Below are 18,305 nucleotides of genomic sequence, written 5' to 3' on the forward strand. Positions count from 1 at the left end.
CTTGGGTGCCGCCGTCGCCGTTTCATGGGGTAACTAGCAGCCCACGCCATTGGGGTTCTGAATGCAGTTATCTGCGTAGAGGCGGGTTTCCGCACGCCACACGGTGAGGCCAAGCGGGGCCGAGGGGATGTTGCCCTGACCCGGGATGGGCAGGCTGGGCCCGCCGTTGACGCTGTAGGTGCCGTCGAAGTGGGTGGTGACGGTGAGAGCGAGCCTGCCCGTTGCTGTGTAGATGTGACTGGTTTGGGTTTGTTCACCGATTCTGTCTTGATGCAGGGGCGCACCATGGTGGGGTGTAGGGCCCCAGATGGTGCCATCGCCGTAGTTCCAGGTGTACCCCACCGGTGTGGCGGTGATGGTGACCTGCTGGCCGAGCATCGTCAGGTTGAACGATTGTGTGGCAGCATCGGCGTAGACGTTGGTTTCCTCGCCGCGCAGGGTGTGAGGCCCCGGCTGGCTCCCGATCGTGGCCGGGGCGACCGGTGTCCTCTGGAACTCCTGAGCGATTTGGGCCGCGATTTCGGCAAGGATATCGCGGGGCTTCTCGCCATAGACGCACTCCGGACCGGAATGAAACGTCCAAACAGAAGGGCTGGCTGCTTTGAGGGAGTGATACCAGTAAACGGCCGTACCATCCGATCTGGCGGCACACGGCGGCATGACGGATGCACACTCGGGAAAGGTAACACTGTCACCCGATGTGCAAGCAACTCGGGCCTCATAGACATATGGGTCTTGGGGGCCGGCGGAAGGTGCCTGTTGGGTATAGTTACCCTGATTCGTGGGACTCCACCCATCAACCACAACGTCGGTTCCGTCCCAATCAGGAATTTCAATTCCAGCAGCAGTTGATGCAGGCAGTAAGAGGGCTGCGAACAAGGGGACCAAAAGGACGTTGACTTGACCGCGAAGAAATGGATGCATTTTCAGTCTTCCGTCAGTGCTTCAGCAGTCTGAGCTCGCCATTGGTCATCCAGATAGCGGGCCACAACGATGTTCGCCCGAGCCTTGTGTTGCGGATGCTCAGTGGTCAGAGACTTGTCCACACTGTAAGCAGAGACTTTCGTCTGTTGAATCATCAGGACTGCTTGGTACGTCCCATCCGGCAACTCTTGGAAAGTACTTGTTGCTTCGTGCACCGTCATCTTTCCACCGACGACCCATCCGCCAGTTTTGTACAGTTCCCCAACTGGTTCGTTGATGAAGGCACACGTTTTGCAACCGGCTTCCGTAACTGCCATCATCGGCGCCGAGTCCCCAGTTTCGTAGACGTAGCCGAGGGTTTCGTACCAGTATTCAGCGAAGGCTATGAGTCCTTCCTTGCTGAATTCCTTGGCTTTCTCAGGCAGCATGGGCACTGGAACGTTTTGGGCAGGACCTTCGGCAGTGGCCGGCTGGTATGCAGCCACGGTGGTTGGTGCCGGAGTAGTGATGGCGGGTGTGGGTTTGCTGCTATTTGCGCCGACACTACTCCCGGCTGGCGTGGTTGGCCCGGCGCCAGGCGGCGAAGAAGTGCATGCGCTCAGGACGAGTAAAGCGCTAAGCGCTGCGGCTACAAGGCCGAGATGTGAGACTCGGAGAGCGTCCCGCAAGCGACTCTTGTTACTTTGGCTGGACGGGTCGCGAAGCCCAGATGAAGGACCCTGGGCTTCCAGAACCCCGGCACAGATGGTGGAGCTATTCCTTGTTGTGTGGCTATCCCTCATCGCCGACCCCTGCTGTGAGTGCTGAGTGGGCGGTAGACGTAGCCATTAACATCACTGCCCGGTGGCTTGCTACTAAGGTACACGCCATGGGGACGACGTGCCAGAAGTTATCCACAATCCAAGTAGGCCGCCACCGCCTGGCCAATAATTCAAGATCATCGGCTTGCGGCCACCATGTTTGTTAGTGCACAGGCCAAGCTAGGGCCGTACTTCCCCACATGTAGGGCTTTCTCTCGGTGAATGTCAGTGCCTTGTTTTAGAATATATGTATGGAAGCAATGGCAAAGGAGCCGGGAATCCCGGACTCCACAGCAGGTGAATCTCGAGTTGGTGAACACATTCATCAACTCCTCAACCTTGCCTCCGCCATCATCAAGGCAGCCAGCACCCGCTCCCGCACAGCTGAGGCTCCAGCCGCTTCCGTTGACAGTGGCCCCGATCGCCATTCGACTCCGCCATTTGGATTGGACGTTGGGTCCTTGAGCGACACCGAGTGCGTTCAGTGGGCAAAGGATTTAGAGCGCCTGGGCCGGTTTCAGCAGGCGCTGAATGTTCAGATCGCTGGAGAATTAGCGCAGCGAGTATCGGCTGGCCGATTTGTGCAAACCGGAGTCCATGCGCCCGTGGCTTTGTTGGTTCAGACGGCGAAGATCAGCGCCGTTGAGGCCCGTCGCAGGATCCGCTTGAGTGAAACACTGCTGCCACTCAGGGACAACCTCACAGGAGATGTGAGCCCAGCTCTACAGGCAACGGTCGGTGACGCCTTCTTCCATGCTGAACTGTCCGCAGAACAGGCGCTGATGATTTCAAACTTCGTTGAAGAAGCCCAAGGCCTTGCCAAGGCGGGCTTGATCACATATGAACGATCCCTTGAAGTACAGGCCAGCCTTGTAGCAACAGGGCGGGAAGCGGACCCTGACTTTCTTCGGCACGCAGGCAACCGCATCATGGCCCATCTGGATCCCGACGGTCAAGAACCCACTGAAGGAGACTTAATTGCGAAGCAAGGCATTTTCTTTCGCAAACCTCGCCGCGGTTTGATTCACTTCGACGGTCACATGATCATCGAGCAATATGAACACTTCATGGCAGCCGTAGGAACCGCTACCAACCCGAACAAGCATGGGGTTATCAATCCCACGGAGGATCAGAGTCATGACTCAGGGCAGGCAGACGGGCCCAACGATGCCTCGGATAGTGTGTTCGGGCATCTGGGTGAAATCTTAAGCGTCTTTGGACCCGGTCTCCAAACTGCCGCTTCCTCAACTTCACAGTCTGCACCACCAACACAGCCCGCGGCACCGAATCAGCCACAGGATTCAAAGGCGCCACATGAACCCCGGGATCAGCAGAATCCCTCCGCTGAAGACCGAAGAGACCACGAAAGTGGCGAACCCGGCAGCGTGGACAGTGAGGAGAATCCGTGGATGGTTGACGGGGTGCGTATCCCCCGCCCAGAGTCATGGGAAGAACTGGACGGACTGGATCCAATCGACCCCAACAGCATAGACCCGGTAGTCAAGGATCGCCGCACCCGTGCGCAGAAACTGCTTGACGGGCTTCTTGACTGCGTGAAACTCGCGGCCCGGAGCGGAAAACTGCCACTGAACGGCGGCTTAAAAACACAACTGATCATCACAACCAGTGAGCAGGACATCCATCGGAGTGACGGAGCCGGGACTGCTTTCACTCCCTACAGCGGCCCTGCTCCACTACACCTCTTTGACCAATCACTCTGCGATCCTGACATTACCCGCCTCTACCTAGGCGAAGGACAAAACATCCTCAACGTGGGCCGCGCCCAACGGCTTTTTACCCCAGTCCAACGAAAAATCCTGTTCGCACGGGACCTCGGCTGTTCGTTCCCTGATTGCACCATCCCCGCCCACTGGACCGAGGCCCACCACATCATTTCGTGGCAGGACGGCGGCGAGACCAACATCGACAACGCAGTGTTGCTGTGCAGCCACCACCACTCGCTTCTGCACCACAGTAACTGGACCGTGACGCTGCAGAACGGCACCCCCTACTTCACCGCCCCGTATCTCATTGACCCCGCCCAGACTCCTCGCCGCAACAACTTTCATCATGGACTTATGCAAGAGAAAGAGGGCAAAATGCGCGGCTCCGCTCCCAGCAACAGCAGAAATTGGACAGGATCCGCTATCTTGCCACAGGAAAACTCCGCTGCTGAACGCGGCGAAGGCCCCGAGCAACAGATCGGGGCCTTCGCCAAAACTAGATTAGAGCAAGCAGATGACAGCAGTTGAGCTACTCCTGAGGAAGGACACTCCTGTAGACATCAAGGGTTTGTTCCACTATCGACTCCCAAGAGAAATGATCCTGGGCGCGCTGACGGCCCTTTTGTCCCATGACGCGGGCACGGGCAGGGTCATTCACAACTTCGATCATGGCGGCGGCAAAGTCAGCAATGAACTTCTCCGGGTCCAGCGGGGTCCCTGTTCCGTCGCTGACCTGCTCCAGCGGAACAAGCAACCCGGTCTCACCGTGGGCCACAACTTCCGGAATTCCACCGGTGGCACTGGCAACAACCGCAGCACCGCAGGCCATGGCTTCCAAATTCACAATTCCCAGGGGCTCGTAGATGGAGGGGCACGCAAAAACAGTTGCATGACTCAGAACCTGAACCAGCTCGGCGCGGGGCAACATGCGCTCAATGACAATTACGCCGTCGCGTTGGGCCTTCAATCCTTCAATGAGGGCGTTGACCTCGGCACCAAGTGCCGGAGTGTCAGCGGCTCCAGCGCAAAGCACAAGCTGGACTTCCGGCGGCAAAGCTGCCGCAGCCTTCAACAGGTACGGCACACCCTTTTGGCGAGTAACCCGACCAACCCACACCACACTGGGGCGATCCGGATCAATGCCAAGGGACCGGATCACGTCGTCGTTCTCATCGCGCTGCCAGGTGGCCACGTCGATGCCATTGTGAATAACCTTCACCTTGGCTGGATCAACATCGGGGTAGCTACGCAGAATGTCCTGGCGCATGCCGTCGGAAACAGCAATGATGGCTGCGGCAGCTTCATATGCCGTCTTCTCAACCCAAGAAGAAACGGCATACCCGCCACCGAGCTGTTCGGCCTTCCACGGACGCAATGGCTCCAAACTGTGGGCGCTCAAGACGTGTGGAATGCCATGGAGCAAGGCAGCAATGTGCCCGGCCATGTTGGCATACCAGGTATGGGAGTGCACCAAATCCGAACCGGCAATGGCAGGGATTACCTGCAAATCAACACCCAGCGTTTGAATTGTCGCGTTGGCATCGGCCAATTCCGGCAGATCCGAATACGAGGTAACGGTTGCACCATGGAAGTCAGCATCGCGCTCCTTACCGAAGGCATGAACACGCAGATCAACCTTTTCGGCAAGGACGCGGCTAAGCTCGGCTACATGCACACCAGCCCCTCCGTAAATCTCGGGCGGAAACTCTTTTGTCACAATATCTATACGCACATACTCAAGGTAGTCTGTGCGGACGAAATTGTTCTAGTGTGAAGTTATTGTGAACCTAACGGGACGCAGTTTAAGGGCACCAGTGAAGCTGTGGGAGGTTGAAACATGTCAGTAAAGAAGGTTTTGGCGATCGTTTTGGCAGGCGGTGAGGGCAAGAGACTGATGCCCTTGACGGCTGACCGTGCCAAGCCAGCAGTACCTTTTGCTGGTTTTCGCTTGGTCGATTTCGCTTTATCCAATCTGGCGAATTCCGGCTATTTGAAGATTGTTGTATTGACACAATACAAATCGCATAGCTTGGATCGTCATATTTCCGAAACGTGGCGCATGGCCACGCAATTGGGAAACTATGTTGCCTCTGTGCCGGCTCAGCAGCGTCGCGGCAAGAGCTGGTTCCTGGGCAGCGCAAACGCCATTTACCAGTCTATGAATCTGATCGGCGACGCCGAGCCGGACATTGTTGTTGTGGTCGGCGCCGATCACGTTTACCGCATGGACTTTGAGCAGATGGTACAAAGCCACATCAAGTCAGGAGCCCGCGCCACAGTCGCCGCGGTGCGCCAGCCCCTGGAACTGGCCGATCAATTTGGTGTCATTGAAATTGATGATGCAGAAGTTCCCGGTGCCATCGGGGCACACAAGATTTCCGCCTTCGTGGAGAAGCCGGAATCAACTCCAGGGCTTCCGGATGCCCCCGATCAGTTCCTGGCATCCATGGGCAACTACGTATTCGACGCCGATGCCTTGGTCGAAGCCCTCGAACAGGACGCCGCCAAGAAGGACACCAAGAATGACATGGGCGGGGACATCATCCCTTACTTTGTGGACCGAGATGAAGCCTATGTCTATGACTTCACCACCAACGACATTCCCGACGCCACCGATCGGGACAGGAACTACTGGCGTGATGTGGGGACCATTGACTCCTACTACGACGCACACATGGACCTGATTTCCCCGCTGCCCATCTTCAACCTGTACAACCGTGCGTGGCCAATCTATACGCGCAGCACTGTTTCTCCTCCCGCCAAATTTGTCCGGGGTGAGCACAATACGGTGGGAACCGCTTTGGACTCCATCGTTGCCCCTGGTGTAGTTGTGACAGGTGGCGTTGTAGAAAACTCAGTTCTCTCCAACGACGTGTTCGTTGGTACGGGTGCTCGCGTCCAGGACTCCGTCTTGATGGACAAGGTCATTGTGGGATCGGGCGCCGTCGTGCGCCGGGCCATCATTGACAAAAACGTCAGGATTCCGGCGGGAGCCACCATTGGTTTGGACCCGGAGCTGGACAGGGCACGGGGCTTCCTCGTCACCGAGTCTGGCCTCACTGTATTAAGCAAGGGTCAAATTGTTCCCGCACCCGATGATGCGGAGAGGGCGCTTGCCTTGGCTGCCGCAGCCGAAATTCCTGAAGCACTGTCACTGGCCGTTGGGAATGAACTGGTATCCCAGGAAACCGTAGATCTAGTGGTCAAGAACCAGATCGACGCAATTGGGTCAGTGGCATCTGTCGAAGAGGCTAAAATTATGGGGTGACTGCCCCTGACTTAACACCCGAAGAAATCCAAAATTGTCTTAAAGTTTTGGAGAATATCCATGTCTATGACGAAGAACATCCCGACTATGTCTTGGTTCGCCGAGCCACAGGAAAGATGTTCAAGGCAGTCAAGCGGTACCGTCGCACTGCAAAGCGCGACGCCGTCAACGAGGCCGACAAGGCAGTGCTTGCAAAGACTGCCACGGCGGCCCCCGACCGCATAGATGATGAAACTCGCGGTAACAAACTCAAGCCGTCAACCACCGGCGACACAGCGGGGACGCTATTGCGTCCCCGCCCCTGCTACATCTGCAAGCAGCCTTACACCCAGGTTGACGCTTTCTACCACCAGCTTTGCCCCGAATGTGCTGCATTCAACCATTCAAAGCGTGACGCCCGCACAGACTTGAGCGGCAAAAGGGCGCTGCTCACCGGCGGCCGGGCCAAAATCGGCATGTACATTGCCCTACGCCTGCTTCGCGACGGTGCCCACACCACCATCACCACACGATTCCCCAAAGATGCCGCCCGCCGGTTCTCCGCCATGGAAGACAGCAGTGAGTGGATCCACCGCCTACGCATTGTTGGGATCGATCTCCGGGACCCCACCCAAGTGGTGGCATTGACCGACTCCCTCAACGAGGCCGGGCCGTTGGATATCATCATCAACAATGCCGCCCAGACGGTCCGCCGCTCAGGGAACGCCTATAAGCCCCTGGTGGACGCCGAGCTGGAAGAGCTCCCCACCGACTCCCCCATGCCAGAACTGGTCACCTTTGGGCACGCCCATGACAAACACCCACTGGCTTTGGCAACGCAAATGATGGAACACCCGCAGCTGGCTGGCGACGAGATTGCCGCACTGGCACTGTCCATGGGCTCGGCCTCTTTGGATCGCATTGAAGCCGGCACCGCCATCGATGCTGGCGGACTTGTCCCCGATGTTGCCACGATCAACAGCTGGACCCAGGTGGTGGACCAGGTGGATCCCCTGGAAATGCTGGAAGTTCAGCTCTGCAACGTGACAGCGCCCTTCCTGCTGGTCTCAAGGCTTCGCCCCGCCATGAAGGCCTCCACCGCGCACCGCAAATACATTGTCAACGTCTCCGCCATGGAGGGCCAGTTCTCCCGCGCCTACAAGGGCCCCGGGCACCCGCACACCAACATGGCGAAAGCGGCCCTGAACATGCTCACCCGCACCAGCGCCAAGGAAATGCTGGAGACGGACAGCATCCTCATGACTGCCGTTGACACTGGCTGGATCACCGACGAGCGTCCCCACTACACCAAGGTGCGCCTAGCCGAAGAAGGTTTCCATGCACCGCTTGACCTGGTTGACGGTGCCGCTCGGGTTTACGATCCCATTGTGATGGGCGAATCGGGTGAGGACCAGTACGGGGTCTTCCTCAAGGACTACAAGCCCAGTCCGTGGTAAATGGCGGCGAGGAAACTGGCGGCAACAGCGCACGTGGCAAGTCCACGGTAGCTGCCTTCCTCGCATCCGCCCGCAAGCTCGCCCCAGGACTGGCGGTGGCACTATTGGCCGTGGGTGTCTCCTTGCTAGTCCACGCTTTGGTGCCGATGCTGCCCGCCATGACCATCGCCGTCGTCCTTGGAATTGCGGCGGTGAACGTCCCGGGAACGTCAAGCCTGTGCCAGGGACCGTGGCGTGCCGGCCTGAATTTCGCAGGCAAGCACCTCATGCGGGTGGGAATTGTGTTTCTGGGGCTCAAACTGAGCCTCGGCGACATTGTGAATCTTGGCTGGGTCAGCGTGCTGCTGGTAGCCGGGGTGGTGTTGCTCAGTTTTGCCGGCACCTATGCCCTCGGCAAACTCTTCAGGCTCGACGGCGATGCGCCGCTGCTGATTGCCACAGGATTCTCCATCTGTGGGGCCTCGGCCATCGGGGCCATGGCTGCCGTGAAGGGCACCAAGCACGAGGACACGGTCCTGCCCGTGGCGCTGGTGACCCTGTGCGGCACCCTTGCCATTGGCATTCTGCCGCTTCTGATGAACCCCCTGGGACTTAATGCGCTGGAGTTTGGCCAGTGGGTGGGTGCAGGCGTTCACGACGTCGGCCAGGTTGTGGCGACTGCCCAAACAGCCGGTGCAGTTGCCCTGAGTGCTGCGGTTGTCATCAAATTGACGCGCGTGATTATGCTGGCACCCATTGTGGGAGTGGCTGGCGTTTTGGAACGCAAACGGCACACCAAGGATCGTCTTGCCCAGGATGCCAGAAACGCCCTGACCGGTGAGACCGTGGCAGCCCCGCGGTTCCCACCTGTTGTGCCGCTCTTTGTCATTGGATTCCTGCTCATGGCGGCCCTGCGCTCTACTGGGTGGCTGTCGCATGGGGCCATCGAAGCAGGGGCCCTGGCCCAAGACATTGCCCTGGGCGCAGCGCTCTTTGGTTTGGGTTCCAGTGTGCGGATGAGTGAATTGTTTGATACAGGCCTGCGCGCCACGGTTATGGCCTTGTGCGCCTGGGCTCTCATCGCCACCCTCGCGTTTGGCGCCGTTCACCTCATGGCAGCCTAAAACCCGCACTGCGGTGTCCGTCGTTTCAGGTCCGCCGTGCGAGGCGGGCAACAAGTCACCGAACCCGTGATTAGATGGCTGGGTGTTGAATTCCAATTTGGCCCGCAATGAAGCGGCCGCCCGTAAGTCGCAATTGAACGTCCATCACTATGACGTACATCTAGACCTGAGCCGGGTTCAAGACCTGAGCGTGCATGGCTTCCCCACCCGCAGCAACATTAGCTTTGCGGCCAGCAGCCCCGGCAGCACTTTTCTGGACTTCATGGGCCCGGAAGTGGTTTCCGTGATCCTCAATGGCGAGGAATTGGACGTTGACCACGTTGTTGACGGTGCCAGAATCCACCTGCCGCAGCTGGCCCCCGAGAACCAGGTCACCGTAAACGCCATTGCGGCGTATTCAAGCAGCGGAGAGGGCCTGCATCGTTTTGTGGATCCAGCCGACGGGCAAACGTACACCTACACGCAATTTGAGCCCTCGGATGCACGCCGGGTGTTCGCCAACTTTGAGCAGCCCGACCTCAAAGCGCCGTTCACGTTCCACGTTATTGCGCCGTCGGCGTGGGAGGTGGCTTCCAACCAGAGCGTCGTGAACCAACAGCAGGTGGCTGGCAATGGTTCCGGCGGGGCACCCTCAAGCCTCTGGGACTTTGCCCCCACAGTGCCCATCTCCACCTACATCACCACGGTCCTGGCCGGCCCGTATTTCAAGGTGGAGGACCACTTTTCCATGGTCTTCGGGCCGGAGAGTTCCCACGCCGGCCAACAGTTGGAGATCCCGTTGGCAGCCTACTGCCGTGCCTCCCTTGCCCCGCACTTTGATGCGGCAGAAATCTTCAACATCACCAAGTCAGGGTTGCAGTACTTCAACGACCTGTTCGACTTTCCGTACCCCTTTGGCAAATACGATCAGGCCTTCGTGCCTGAATACAATCTCGGTGCCATGGAGAATCCGGGCCTGGTGACCTTCACCGAGACGTATCTGCACGCCTCCCGCGCCACTGACACTGCCTATCAACAGCGGGCCAACACCATCATGCATGAGATGGCGCATATGTGGTTTGGTGATCTTGTCACCATGGCCTGGTGGGACGATCTGTGGCTGAAGGAATCCGTGGCCGACTTCATGGGGCACTTGGCAGTCGCCGAGGCCACGGCCTGGGGCCAAAAATCATGGACCTTGTTCGCCAGCCGCCGCAAGGCGTGGGCGTATGTGCAAGACCAGTTCCCCACCACCCACCCCATCGCGGCGGACATCCCCAATGTGGAAGCCGCCAAGGCGAACTTTGACGGGATCACGTACGCCAAGGGCGCATCGGTGCTCAAGCAGCTGGTGGCCTATGTTGGCCAAGACGCGTTCGTGGCCGGCTCGCGCGAATACTTCGCCTCCCACGCTTACGCAAACACCTCACTGACCGATCTGTTGAAGCCGCTGAGCGATGCCTCAGGCCGTGACCTGAGCTCCTGGGCCAACGACTGGTTGCAAACCTCCGGCATGTCCACGCTGACACCCCACATCGTTGTCGAGGATGGCAAGGTCACCTCCTTCACCATTGCGCAGGAGTCTATGGACCCCGTGACAGGGAAAAATGCGCTGCGTCCGCACCGGCTGGCCGTCGGCTTCTTTTACCACGACGGCGAAACCTTGGAACGCAGCCATGCGTTCACCCTCGATGTCCACGGTGAGCTGACGGAGGTCGGTGCCGCCGTGGGCCTGCCCGCCCCGGACATGGTCCTGCTCAACGACCAGGACCTCAGCTACGCCAAGGTACGGTTCGACGCCGGATCCCTCACCACAGCACTTGCCTGCGCCGGGGCGGTGAGCGATCCTCTGGCCCGCAGTTTGGTGTGGTCAGCGTTGTGGAATGCCACGCGGGATGCCCTCCTGCCGGCCACCAGCTATATCCGGGCTGTGGTGGAGCAAAGCGGCCATGAATCAGACATCAGTGTCTTGCAGACCTTGGTGGACAATGCTTGCTATGCCCTGAACCACTACACTTCCCAGGAACTCCGTGCAGCGGCCCTGGGGCTCCTCACAGGCGGCGTCTCGAGCAACCTTGATGCCGCCAGTTCCGGCAGCGACGGGCAATTGGTGTGGGCCCGCGCCCTAGCTGTTGTGGGACGCAGCAGCGATGCTGCTGTGGACCGTATCAGAGGATTGCTCAACGGTGTGGACGTACCTGCCGGATTGACCATGGATGGCGACCTGCGCTGGCAACTGTGGCAGTCCTTGGCCGCCCGGGGAGCCGCAACCATGACTGAACTCAATGCGGAACTTGCAGCTGACACCACCGCCGAGTTCAGGGCAGCCCACTGCACGGCCGCGGCGGCGTTCCCCAACGCCGACCACAAGCAGCTGCTGTGGCATCAAGTCGTTGAGGGAACCGAACTGAGCAATGAACTCCTGAGCGCCACCATTGCCGGGTTCACCATGGCACCGGCTACCTTGCTGCAGCCATTTGAGGAACCTTACTTTGTTGCGATCCATCAAGTCTGGACTGAGCGCAGCCTGGAAATTGCGGGGCGCATTGTCCGCGGGCTCTACCCTGCACGGCAGGAATTGGCTCCTGGCACAGCGCCTGGCAGCCATCCCGTGTTGCAGCGTACCGATAGCTGGCTGGAACAGCACAGCGACGCTCCCACGGGTCTTCGCCGGATTGTCTTGGAACAACGCGACCAGTTGCTGCGGTCGCTCAGGGCGCAGGCCATGTAGCCCGGAACTGGGCTACGGGACCCTGTGCAACCATTCCTCGGTGCCGAACTTGGTGTCCACACGGCGCGCTGCCTCGGCAAGTTCTTCTGCACTGAGCACGGCAGGACGGGCGCCATAGCGGTCGGTGAAAATTCCTCTCATCACGTCAAGGATTTGCGCACGGCTCAGTCCGCTCTGCCGGCGCAGGGGGTCCACCCGCTTTTTGGCGGAGCGGTGGCCCATATCGGAGAGTTTTTCCTTGCCGATGCGCAGCACCTGCACCATCTTCTCGGCGTCAATGTCATAGCTCATGGTCACGTGGTGGAGCATGGCACCATTGCTGAGGCGTTTTTGGGCTGCGCCGCCAATCTTGCCAAGATCCGTGGCAATGTCATTAAGCGGCACGTAGAAAGCTTGCACACCAATGGCTTCCAGGGAAGCCAGCACCCAGTCATCGAGGAACTTGTAGGAATCTTCAAAGGTGAGCCCGTCCACCAGGCTCTGGGGCACGTAGAGCGAGTAGGTGATGCAGTTGCCGGCCTCCATGAACATGGCCCCGCCACCGCTGATCCGCCGGACCACGTTGATGCCGTGCCTGGCCACACCGTCGGCGTCCAATTCATTGCGCACCGACTGGAAACTGCCAATGACCACGGATGGCTCATCCCAGTCCCAAAAACGGAGGGTGGGGTTGCGCCTGCCAGCGCCCACTTCTTCGGTGAGGATCTCATCCAGGGCCACGTTGATGGCCGTGGGCAGCACGGTGGGGGCAATGATGTCCCAGTCGTGGTCCAGCCAGCTGGTGGCTTTGGTCAGGGCACGGCGCACAGCCACGGCAACAGCCGCTGCGGAGAAACCAAACAACACTGCGTTGGCCGGCAGGGCGGCTGTGATGGCGTCGCTGAGTGCAGCGGCCGGCAGGTCGGCAGAAAGCCCCGTCAATGCGGCATTGATGTCATCGAGAGCTTCGTCCGGATCGAGGAAGAAGTCACCGCTGACGCGCACGTTGTTCAGCAATCCGTCAACCACGCTGCAGTCGACCACCACCAATTTGCCGCCAAGAACCTTGTATTCGCCGTGAAGAAAAGAAACCATGACTCCATCATCCCCAGTAGTGGATTGGATGCGCAAAAGCAGCGGCCCGCCCCAAAAAAAAACTGACCCGCAGTAGTGGCTGAAAATCGCGCAAAAAGCGCGTTTTTTCGACCATTACTGCGGGTCAGTTGGAAAAGCTGTGGGTAAGAAGTATTACTTCTTGCCGAAGCCTTCGAAACGAGCGTTGAAGCGCTCAACACGGCCGGCGCTGTCCATGATGCGCTGCTTGCCGGTGTAGAACGGGTGCGACTCTGAGGAGATTTCAACATCGATGATGGGGTACGTGTTGCCGTCTTCCCACTCGATGGTCTTCTTGGAAGTCGCGGTGGAGCGCGTCAAGAACTTGGTGTCAGAAGCCAAGTCGTTGAAAACGATTGCTTCGTACTTGGGGTGGATGTTCTGCTTCACTATAAACCTCAAAGTGTTATCGTCTGGTTTTTGCCAGACTGATGAATGGATTGGTCACGAGGACCAGCTAGAAACTTTACCGGTTCGAGCCCAAATCACCAAGCCCGCACGCCCAATTCCGCCAGCGCGCGGTTGGCGTGCACATCCATGTTGGTTTCACTGGCCACCTGGAACTGCAAAGTCTGTTCGGCATCAACAATGAAAGTGGCCCGTTTGGTGGGCAGCGTTCTGGCCAGCAGACGGCGCCGGACACCAAATTGGTCTGCAACGTGGCCCTTGGGGTCACTTAGGAGCGGGTAGCTGAAACGGTTCTCGGTGGCAAAGGCCAGCTGCTTGGCCGGCGAGTCCGTGCTGATGCCCACAAGGGTTGCCCCGGCTTCGGCAAATTCCGTTTCCAGATCACGGAAGCGGCAGGCTTCCTGGGTGCAACCGCCGCTTCCGGCCAAGGGGTAAAAAAAGATCACCACGGGACCGTCAGCCACCAGCTCCGAGAGCCTCCGGGGCGTGCCATGTTGATCCAGCAATTCGAAATCCGCTACCTTCTCACCAGTCTTCATGGCTTCACACTACTAGGCTCAGTTGTGACTTGCCTGAGTGGCGAAAAAAGCCACGGCACTGGCGGCCGCCACATTGAGCGAGTCCACCCCTGAAAACATGGGGATCATGACCGTGTATTCGGTCTGGGCCAGTGTCGCGGCACTGAGCCCGTCTCCCTCGGTCCCCAGGATCAGGGCAAGTTTGTCATCGTTGCGGGCGGCAAGTTCGTGGATGGTCAACGAATCGGGCTTCAAGGCAAGTGCCGCCGTCGTAAATCCAGCCTCATGAAGCAGGGCCATGCCCTCGGGCCACTCCGGCAACCTGGCCCAGGGAACCTGGAACACTGTGCCCATGCTGACCCGGATGCTGCGGCGGTAGAGCGGATCCGCGCATCGCGGGGTGACGAGCACGGCGTCAACGCCCAGAGCGGCAGCCGAGCGGAAAACCGCCCCAATGTTGGTGTGGTCCACCACATCCTCCAGCACCGCCACCCGGCGCGCACCAGCCAACAGTTCAGGGATGCTGACGGCCTCAGGCCGGTGCATGGCAGCCATGGCGCCACGGTGCAGGTTGAATCCGGTGATCTGTTCCAGAATTTTTGCCGTGCCCACAAAGACAGGGATGTGCGGGTACGGCTCCAGTACGGGCGCCAGGTCCGGCAGCCACCGCTCCGTCATGAAGAACGAGCGGGGCTGGTGCCCTGCTGCCAGCGCTCGGCGGATCACCTTCAAGCTTTCTGCGATGAACAAGCCCTCAGCGGGTTCCTTGACTTTGCGCAATTGCACATCAGTCAGGGACAAATAATCGCTGACCCGGGGATCGGCGGCGTCGTCAATGTGGACGATCATGCATTTACCAGTTTCATCACCATAAAGTACAGGGCCACCAGGCCAAGCGTCACAATGACGCCGCGAAGGACCAGCGGAGGGAGGCGGCGCCCTATTTTGGCGCCGAGGAACCCGCCGGCCAGGGAGCTGATCGCGATGAGCCCAACCACTGCCCAAATGATCTTGTCGGGGGCAAACAGCAGGTAGGAAACCGCAGCCACGCAGTTGACTCCCAGCGCCAGGACGTTCTTGACGGCGTTGGCGTTTTGCAAGGTGCCACTCATGAAGATACCCAAGATAGCCACGAGCAGGACGCCTTGGGCAGCCACAAAATAGCCGCCATACACGCCGGTCAGAAACACCAGAAACACCATGACCAGCTCATGGGAGCGGGCGTTGGGTGTGTTCTGCCGGCGCGCCTTGATGGCTGCCTGCAGGCGGGGCTGGAAGATCACCAGCATCAGCGCCACAACAATCAACACCGGTGCCACCACCAGGAAAACCTGTTCCGGCAGGTGGAGCAACAGGTAGGCGCCGGTAATTCCGCCCAGCAGTGAGGCCGGCAGGAGCCGCACCAGGTTGTGCCGCATGCCCCGCAACTCGCTGCGATAGCCCCAGGCGCCGGAGACTCCCCCGGCAATCAAGCCCATGGCGTTGCTCACCACGGCCATGACCGGGGTGATGCCCAAGGCAATGAGGATGGGGAAGGTGACCAGCGTTCCGGAACCCACCACGGTGTTGATGGTGCCGGCCCACAGCCCACCCATCAGGATGAAAAATGATTCGAGCGCGTTCACTTAGCCTGTTTTCACTGACACGTAAAAGTCCGACGCCGGACTAGTTGCGTGCCGTTGCCGTGTAGCGGCCGGCGTTGCTGGTGACGGACAGCGGCAAGCCAAAGGTGTCGCTGAGGTTTTCTTCCGTCAAGACATCGGCAATCGGGCCCTGTGCCACTACGCCGCCGTCGCGCAGCAACAGTGCGTGGGTGAAGCCCGGAGGAACCTCTTCCAAGTGGTGTGTGACCAGGACCGTGCAGGGAGCCAGGGGGTCGGCAGCCAACTCGCTCAAGCGGCGCACCAGGCCTTCACGTCCGGCAAGGTCCAAACCTGCGCCGGGCTCATCCAGCAGCAGCAGTTCCGGATCGCTCATGAGGGCGCGGGCAATCTGTACGCGCTTGCGCTCACCCTCGCTCAGGGACACGAAGGTGCGGTTGAAGAAGGTTGAAACGCCCCACTCCTCCAACAGACTGAACGCGCGGCGTTCGTCGTCACGGTCATAGTCCTCGCGCCAGCGTCCCGTGACACCGTAAGAGGCGGTCACCACCACGTTAAGAACTTTTTCAAGCTCAGGGATCTGCCCGGCCAAGCTCGCGGAGGCCAGACCAATCCGCGGGCGCAGCTCGAAGACATCAACGGCGCCCATGACCTCATCCAAGATCCCTGCAACGCCGCGCGTGGGGTGCATGCGGGCGCCAGCAATCTGCAGCAACGTGCTCTTGCCAGCGCCATTGGGGCCAAGAACCACCCACCGTTCGCCCTCAGCCACACGCCAGTCGACGTTGTCCAACAATGTTTTAGTGCCGCGGACCACGCTGACACCGGCCAAACCCAAAACTTCACTCATAAACAAGGAGCCTATGACACTAAAGGCAGCCAACGCTAACCAGAATGCCCTTGAGTCGTGCGCGGGCGGTGGCGCTATTTCGCTAGAATGCATTCATGCCCTCCACATACACCGCAGTCAGCTATGGCCAAACGCTCTCCCCCGAAGCCTTGGACCAGGTTCGCGCAGTGCTCGCCGACCATGGCTGCACCATCGTTTCTGAACAAAACCGGAGCCACCCCGGCTTTGAGACCACCAGCTTTGAGCTGTCCTGCGGGCAGGAAAGCAACGCGATTTCAGGCCAGGAAGCCCTCACTTCCCTGCGCACGGCCCTTTCGCAGGCCACCGCCGAAGACATCACCACGGCCGTGGTGCCCAATTCCTTGCGGAACGCGGCCCGCAAGTTCATCATCATGGATGTTGATTCCACACTGATTCAGCAGGAAGTCATTGAGCTGCTGGCCGCCCACGCCGGCACGGAAGCTGAAGTGACCAAGGTCACCGAGGCGGCCATGCGCGGAGAGCTGGACTTTGCTGAAAGCCTGCACCACCGGGTGGCCACGCTGGCCGGACTCCCGGAGAGCGTCTTGGCCGAGGTGGGGGCCGCGATTGTGCTCTCCGTGGGCGCAGAACGCTTGGTGGCCCAGGCCAAGGCTGCCGGCCACGTGGTGGCAGCAGTTTCCGGTGGCTTCTCGCAGATTTTGGCACCCCTGGCACAGCGTTTGGGTCTGGACTACGCCTTGGCGAACGATCTGGAAATCGTTGACGGCCACCTGACAGGCAAAGTAACAGGAGCCGTGGTGGACCGCGCCACCAAGGCCGTGCAATTGCGCACCTGGAGCGGGGAGTCCGGCATTGCCCAGGACGCCACCATGGCCATTGGTGACGGCGCCAATGACCTGGACATGATGGCGGCGGCAGCCCTGGGCGTTGCCTTCAACGCCAAGCCTGCCGTGCGCCGGGCCGCTGACGCCCAGATCAACCTGCCCAATTTGGATGTTGCCCTGGCGTTGGCCAACATCTAAGGCGCCGCGCCCCGTTCCACCGCAAAAAACTCGGGCCTGGTGAACTGCTCTTACAGCAGTTCACCAGGCCCGAGTTTTTTATATCTCTTACACCGGGTTCAGTTCCGAACCAGGAGTGTTCCCTACTTGAACGAGTCCGCTCCGCCAACGTATTCAGTGTGTCCGGTGGGAACATCGGCAGTTGCCATGGCGGCGATTTCGCCAGCAAATTCAGCCACGGAGTAAAGGCGGCCGGCTTCAGCGCGGCGGGCCTCGATGGCGCCCGGGTTGGCGCGGTCCAGCAGGGTTGCCGTCACGGTGCCTTCAATCATGTCCGCGGAAACCACCACCAAGGAGATATCCTCGGCGGCCAGGTTGGGGATCAAGGCACGGAGGGCGTCCTCGCCGGCACGCTTGCTCTTGGCCACAGGCAGGTATTCGGCCATGGTGGGCACTGTTTCGATGAAGTGCGCCTGGTGGCTGGTGACAAACACGACCCGGGATCCGGCCGGCATGACCGGCATGGCCGCGTTGAGCAGATTGACCTGGGCGTCACGGTTAAGCAGGAGGGCGTAGTTTTCAGCCATGCCGCTTTCCATGCCGCCAGAAGCGTTCAGGACCACCAAATCCAGGGAGCCAAAGTTCTCCAACGCGGCGCTGACCAACGCCTGCACGCCTTCCTGAGTGGTGAGGTCGGCACCCACGGCAACTGCGCGGCCGCCAGCTTCAACGATCTGGGCAACAACCTTGTTTGCACGCGGCGCCTTCTGGCGGTAGTTCACTACAACTGCTGCACCCTCGGCAGCCAAGAACTTGGCAACGTCAGCACCCACCCCACGTGAGGATCCGGTGACAATGGCTGTTTTTCCGTCAAGCTTTCCCATAAAC

16 protein-coding genes are annotated in these 18,305 nt (G+C 59.6%); 6 read left to right on the top strand and 10 right to left on the bottom strand.

Annotated features, from left to right (window positions below; genetic code table 11):
• Nucleotides 1-33: 33 nt before the first annotated feature.
• Together CVS27_RS10605 and CVS27_RS21480 are read right to left on the bottom strand one after the other, a co-directional pair.
• Nucleotides 34-660, bottom strand: a complete 627-nt coding sequence (locus CVS27_RS10605; protein ID WP_243400137.1) for a hypothetical protein — start codon at nt 658-660, stop codon at nt 34-36.
• A 266-nt stretch (nt 661-926) separates the two neighbouring features.
• Entirely contained in the window at nt 927-1,706 is a 780-nt protein-coding gene (locus tag CVS27_RS21480; protein WP_279325111.1) for a DUF6318 family protein, read from the bottom strand.
• Between the two features lie 269 nt (nt 1,707-1,975).
• Here CVS27_RS21480 and CVS27_RS10615 point away from each other — a divergent pair, with 269 nt between their 5' ends.
• Complete coding sequence (locus CVS27_RS10615; RefSeq protein ID WP_103465709.1) at nt 1,976-3,976, top strand: HNH endonuclease signature motif containing protein; 2,001 nt, start codon at nt 1,976-1,978, stop codon at nt 3,974-3,976.
• Nucleotide 3,977: 1 nt separating this feature from the next.
• Here CVS27_RS10615 and glgA read toward each other — a convergent pair whose 3' ends face one another.
• Nucleotides 3,978-5,180 carry a glycogen synthase gene (gene glgA / locus CVS27_RS10620; RefSeq protein ID WP_103465710.1) on the bottom strand — a complete coding sequence of 401 codons (1,203 nt, stop codon included), beginning with the start codon at nt 5,178-5,180 and terminating at the stop codon, nt 3,978-3,980.
• Between the two features lie 105 nt (nt 5,181-5,285).
• Here glgA and glgC point away from each other — a divergent pair, with 105 nt between their 5' ends.
• From glgC to pepN, 4 genes are all read left to right on the top strand, one after another.
• Nucleotides 5,286-6,716 (top strand): glucose-1-phosphate adenylyltransferase, encoded by a 1,431-nt coding sequence (gene glgC / locus CVS27_RS10625; protein WP_103465711.1) that lies wholly within the window; start codon nt 5,286-5,288, stop codon nt 6,714-6,716.
• Nucleotides 6,713-8,152, top strand: coding sequence for an SDR family NAD(P)-dependent oxidoreductase (locus CVS27_RS10630; protein ID WP_103465712.1), 1,440 nt, complete (start codon nt 6,713-6,715; stop codon nt 8,150-8,152). The genes glgC and CVS27_RS10630 overlap by 4 nt, the downstream gene beginning before the upstream one ends.
• Before the next feature lie 89 nt (nt 8,153-8,241).
• Nucleotides 8,242-9,255, top strand: a complete 1,014-nt coding sequence (locus CVS27_RS10635) for a YeiH family protein (RefSeq protein WP_243399834.1) — start codon at nt 8,242-8,244, stop codon at nt 9,253-9,255.
• 82 nt (nt 9,256-9,337) lie between these two features.
• The gene (pepN, locus tag CVS27_RS10640) at nt 9,338-11,965 is read left to right on the top strand and encodes an aminopeptidase N (protein WP_103465714.1); all 2,628 of its coding nucleotides are present in this window, start codon (nt 9,338-9,340) and stop codon (nt 11,963-11,965) included.
• 12 nt (nt 11,966-11,977) lie between these two features.
• Here pepN and lplAB read toward each other — a convergent pair whose 3' ends face one another.
• The 6 genes from lplAB to CVS27_RS10670 form a co-directional block, all read right to left on the bottom strand.
• Nucleotides 11,978-13,039, bottom strand: coding sequence for a lipoate-protein ligase LplAB (gene lplAB, locus CVS27_RS10645; protein WP_103465715.1), 1,062 nt, complete (start codon nt 13,037-13,039; stop codon nt 11,978-11,980).
• Between the two features lie 153 nt (nt 13,040-13,192).
• Nucleotides 13,193-13,447, bottom strand: coding sequence for a type B 50S ribosomal protein L31 (locus tag CVS27_RS10650; RefSeq protein WP_103465716.1), 255 nt, complete (start codon nt 13,445-13,447; stop codon nt 13,193-13,195).
• A 95-nt stretch (nt 13,448-13,542) separates the two neighbouring features.
• Nucleotides 13,543-14,004, bottom strand: coding sequence for a peroxiredoxin (locus CVS27_RS10655; protein WP_103465717.1), 462 nt, complete (start codon nt 14,002-14,004; stop codon nt 13,543-13,545).
• Between the two features lie 18 nt (nt 14,005-14,022).
• Nucleotides 14,023-14,832 carry a TrmH family RNA methyltransferase gene (locus CVS27_RS10660; protein WP_103465718.1) on the bottom strand — a complete coding sequence of 270 codons (810 nt, stop codon included), beginning with the start codon at nt 14,830-14,832 and terminating at the stop codon, nt 14,023-14,025.
• The gene (locus CVS27_RS10665) at nt 14,829-15,608 is read right to left on the bottom strand and encodes a sulfite exporter TauE/SafE family protein (protein ID WP_370739501.1); all 780 of its coding nucleotides are present in this window, start codon (nt 15,606-15,608) and stop codon (nt 14,829-14,831) included. Before CVS27_RS10665 ends, CVS27_RS10660 begins: the two co-directional genes overlap by 4 nt.
• Nucleotides 15,609-15,648: 40 nt before the next feature.
• Nucleotides 15,649-16,434, bottom strand: a complete 786-nt coding sequence (locus CVS27_RS10670; protein WP_103465719.1) for an ABC transporter ATP-binding protein — start codon at nt 16,432-16,434, stop codon at nt 15,649-15,651.
• Between the two features lie 95 nt (nt 16,435-16,529).
• On the opposite strand from CVS27_RS10670, the gene serB reads away from it, so the two are divergent.
• A complete protein-coding gene (gene serB, locus CVS27_RS10675; RefSeq protein WP_103465720.1) occupies nt 16,530-17,438 on the top strand; it encodes a phosphoserine phosphatase SerB in 909 nt (302 codons plus the stop codon).
• Between the two features lie 122 nt (nt 17,439-17,560).
• On the opposite strand, the gene CVS27_RS10680 is transcribed toward serB, so the two are convergent.
• Nucleotides 17,561-18,301 carry an SDR family oxidoreductase gene (locus CVS27_RS10680; protein ID WP_103465721.1) on the bottom strand — a complete coding sequence of 247 codons (741 nt, stop codon included), beginning with the start codon at nt 18,299-18,301 and terminating at the stop codon, nt 17,561-17,563.
• Between the last annotated feature and the right edge of the window lie 4 nt (nt 18,302-18,305).

The organism is Arthrobacter glacialis, assembly GCF_002909445.1.
Taxonomy (GTDB): Bacteria; Actinomycetota; Actinomycetes; order Actinomycetales; family Micrococcaceae; genus Specibacter; species Specibacter glacialis.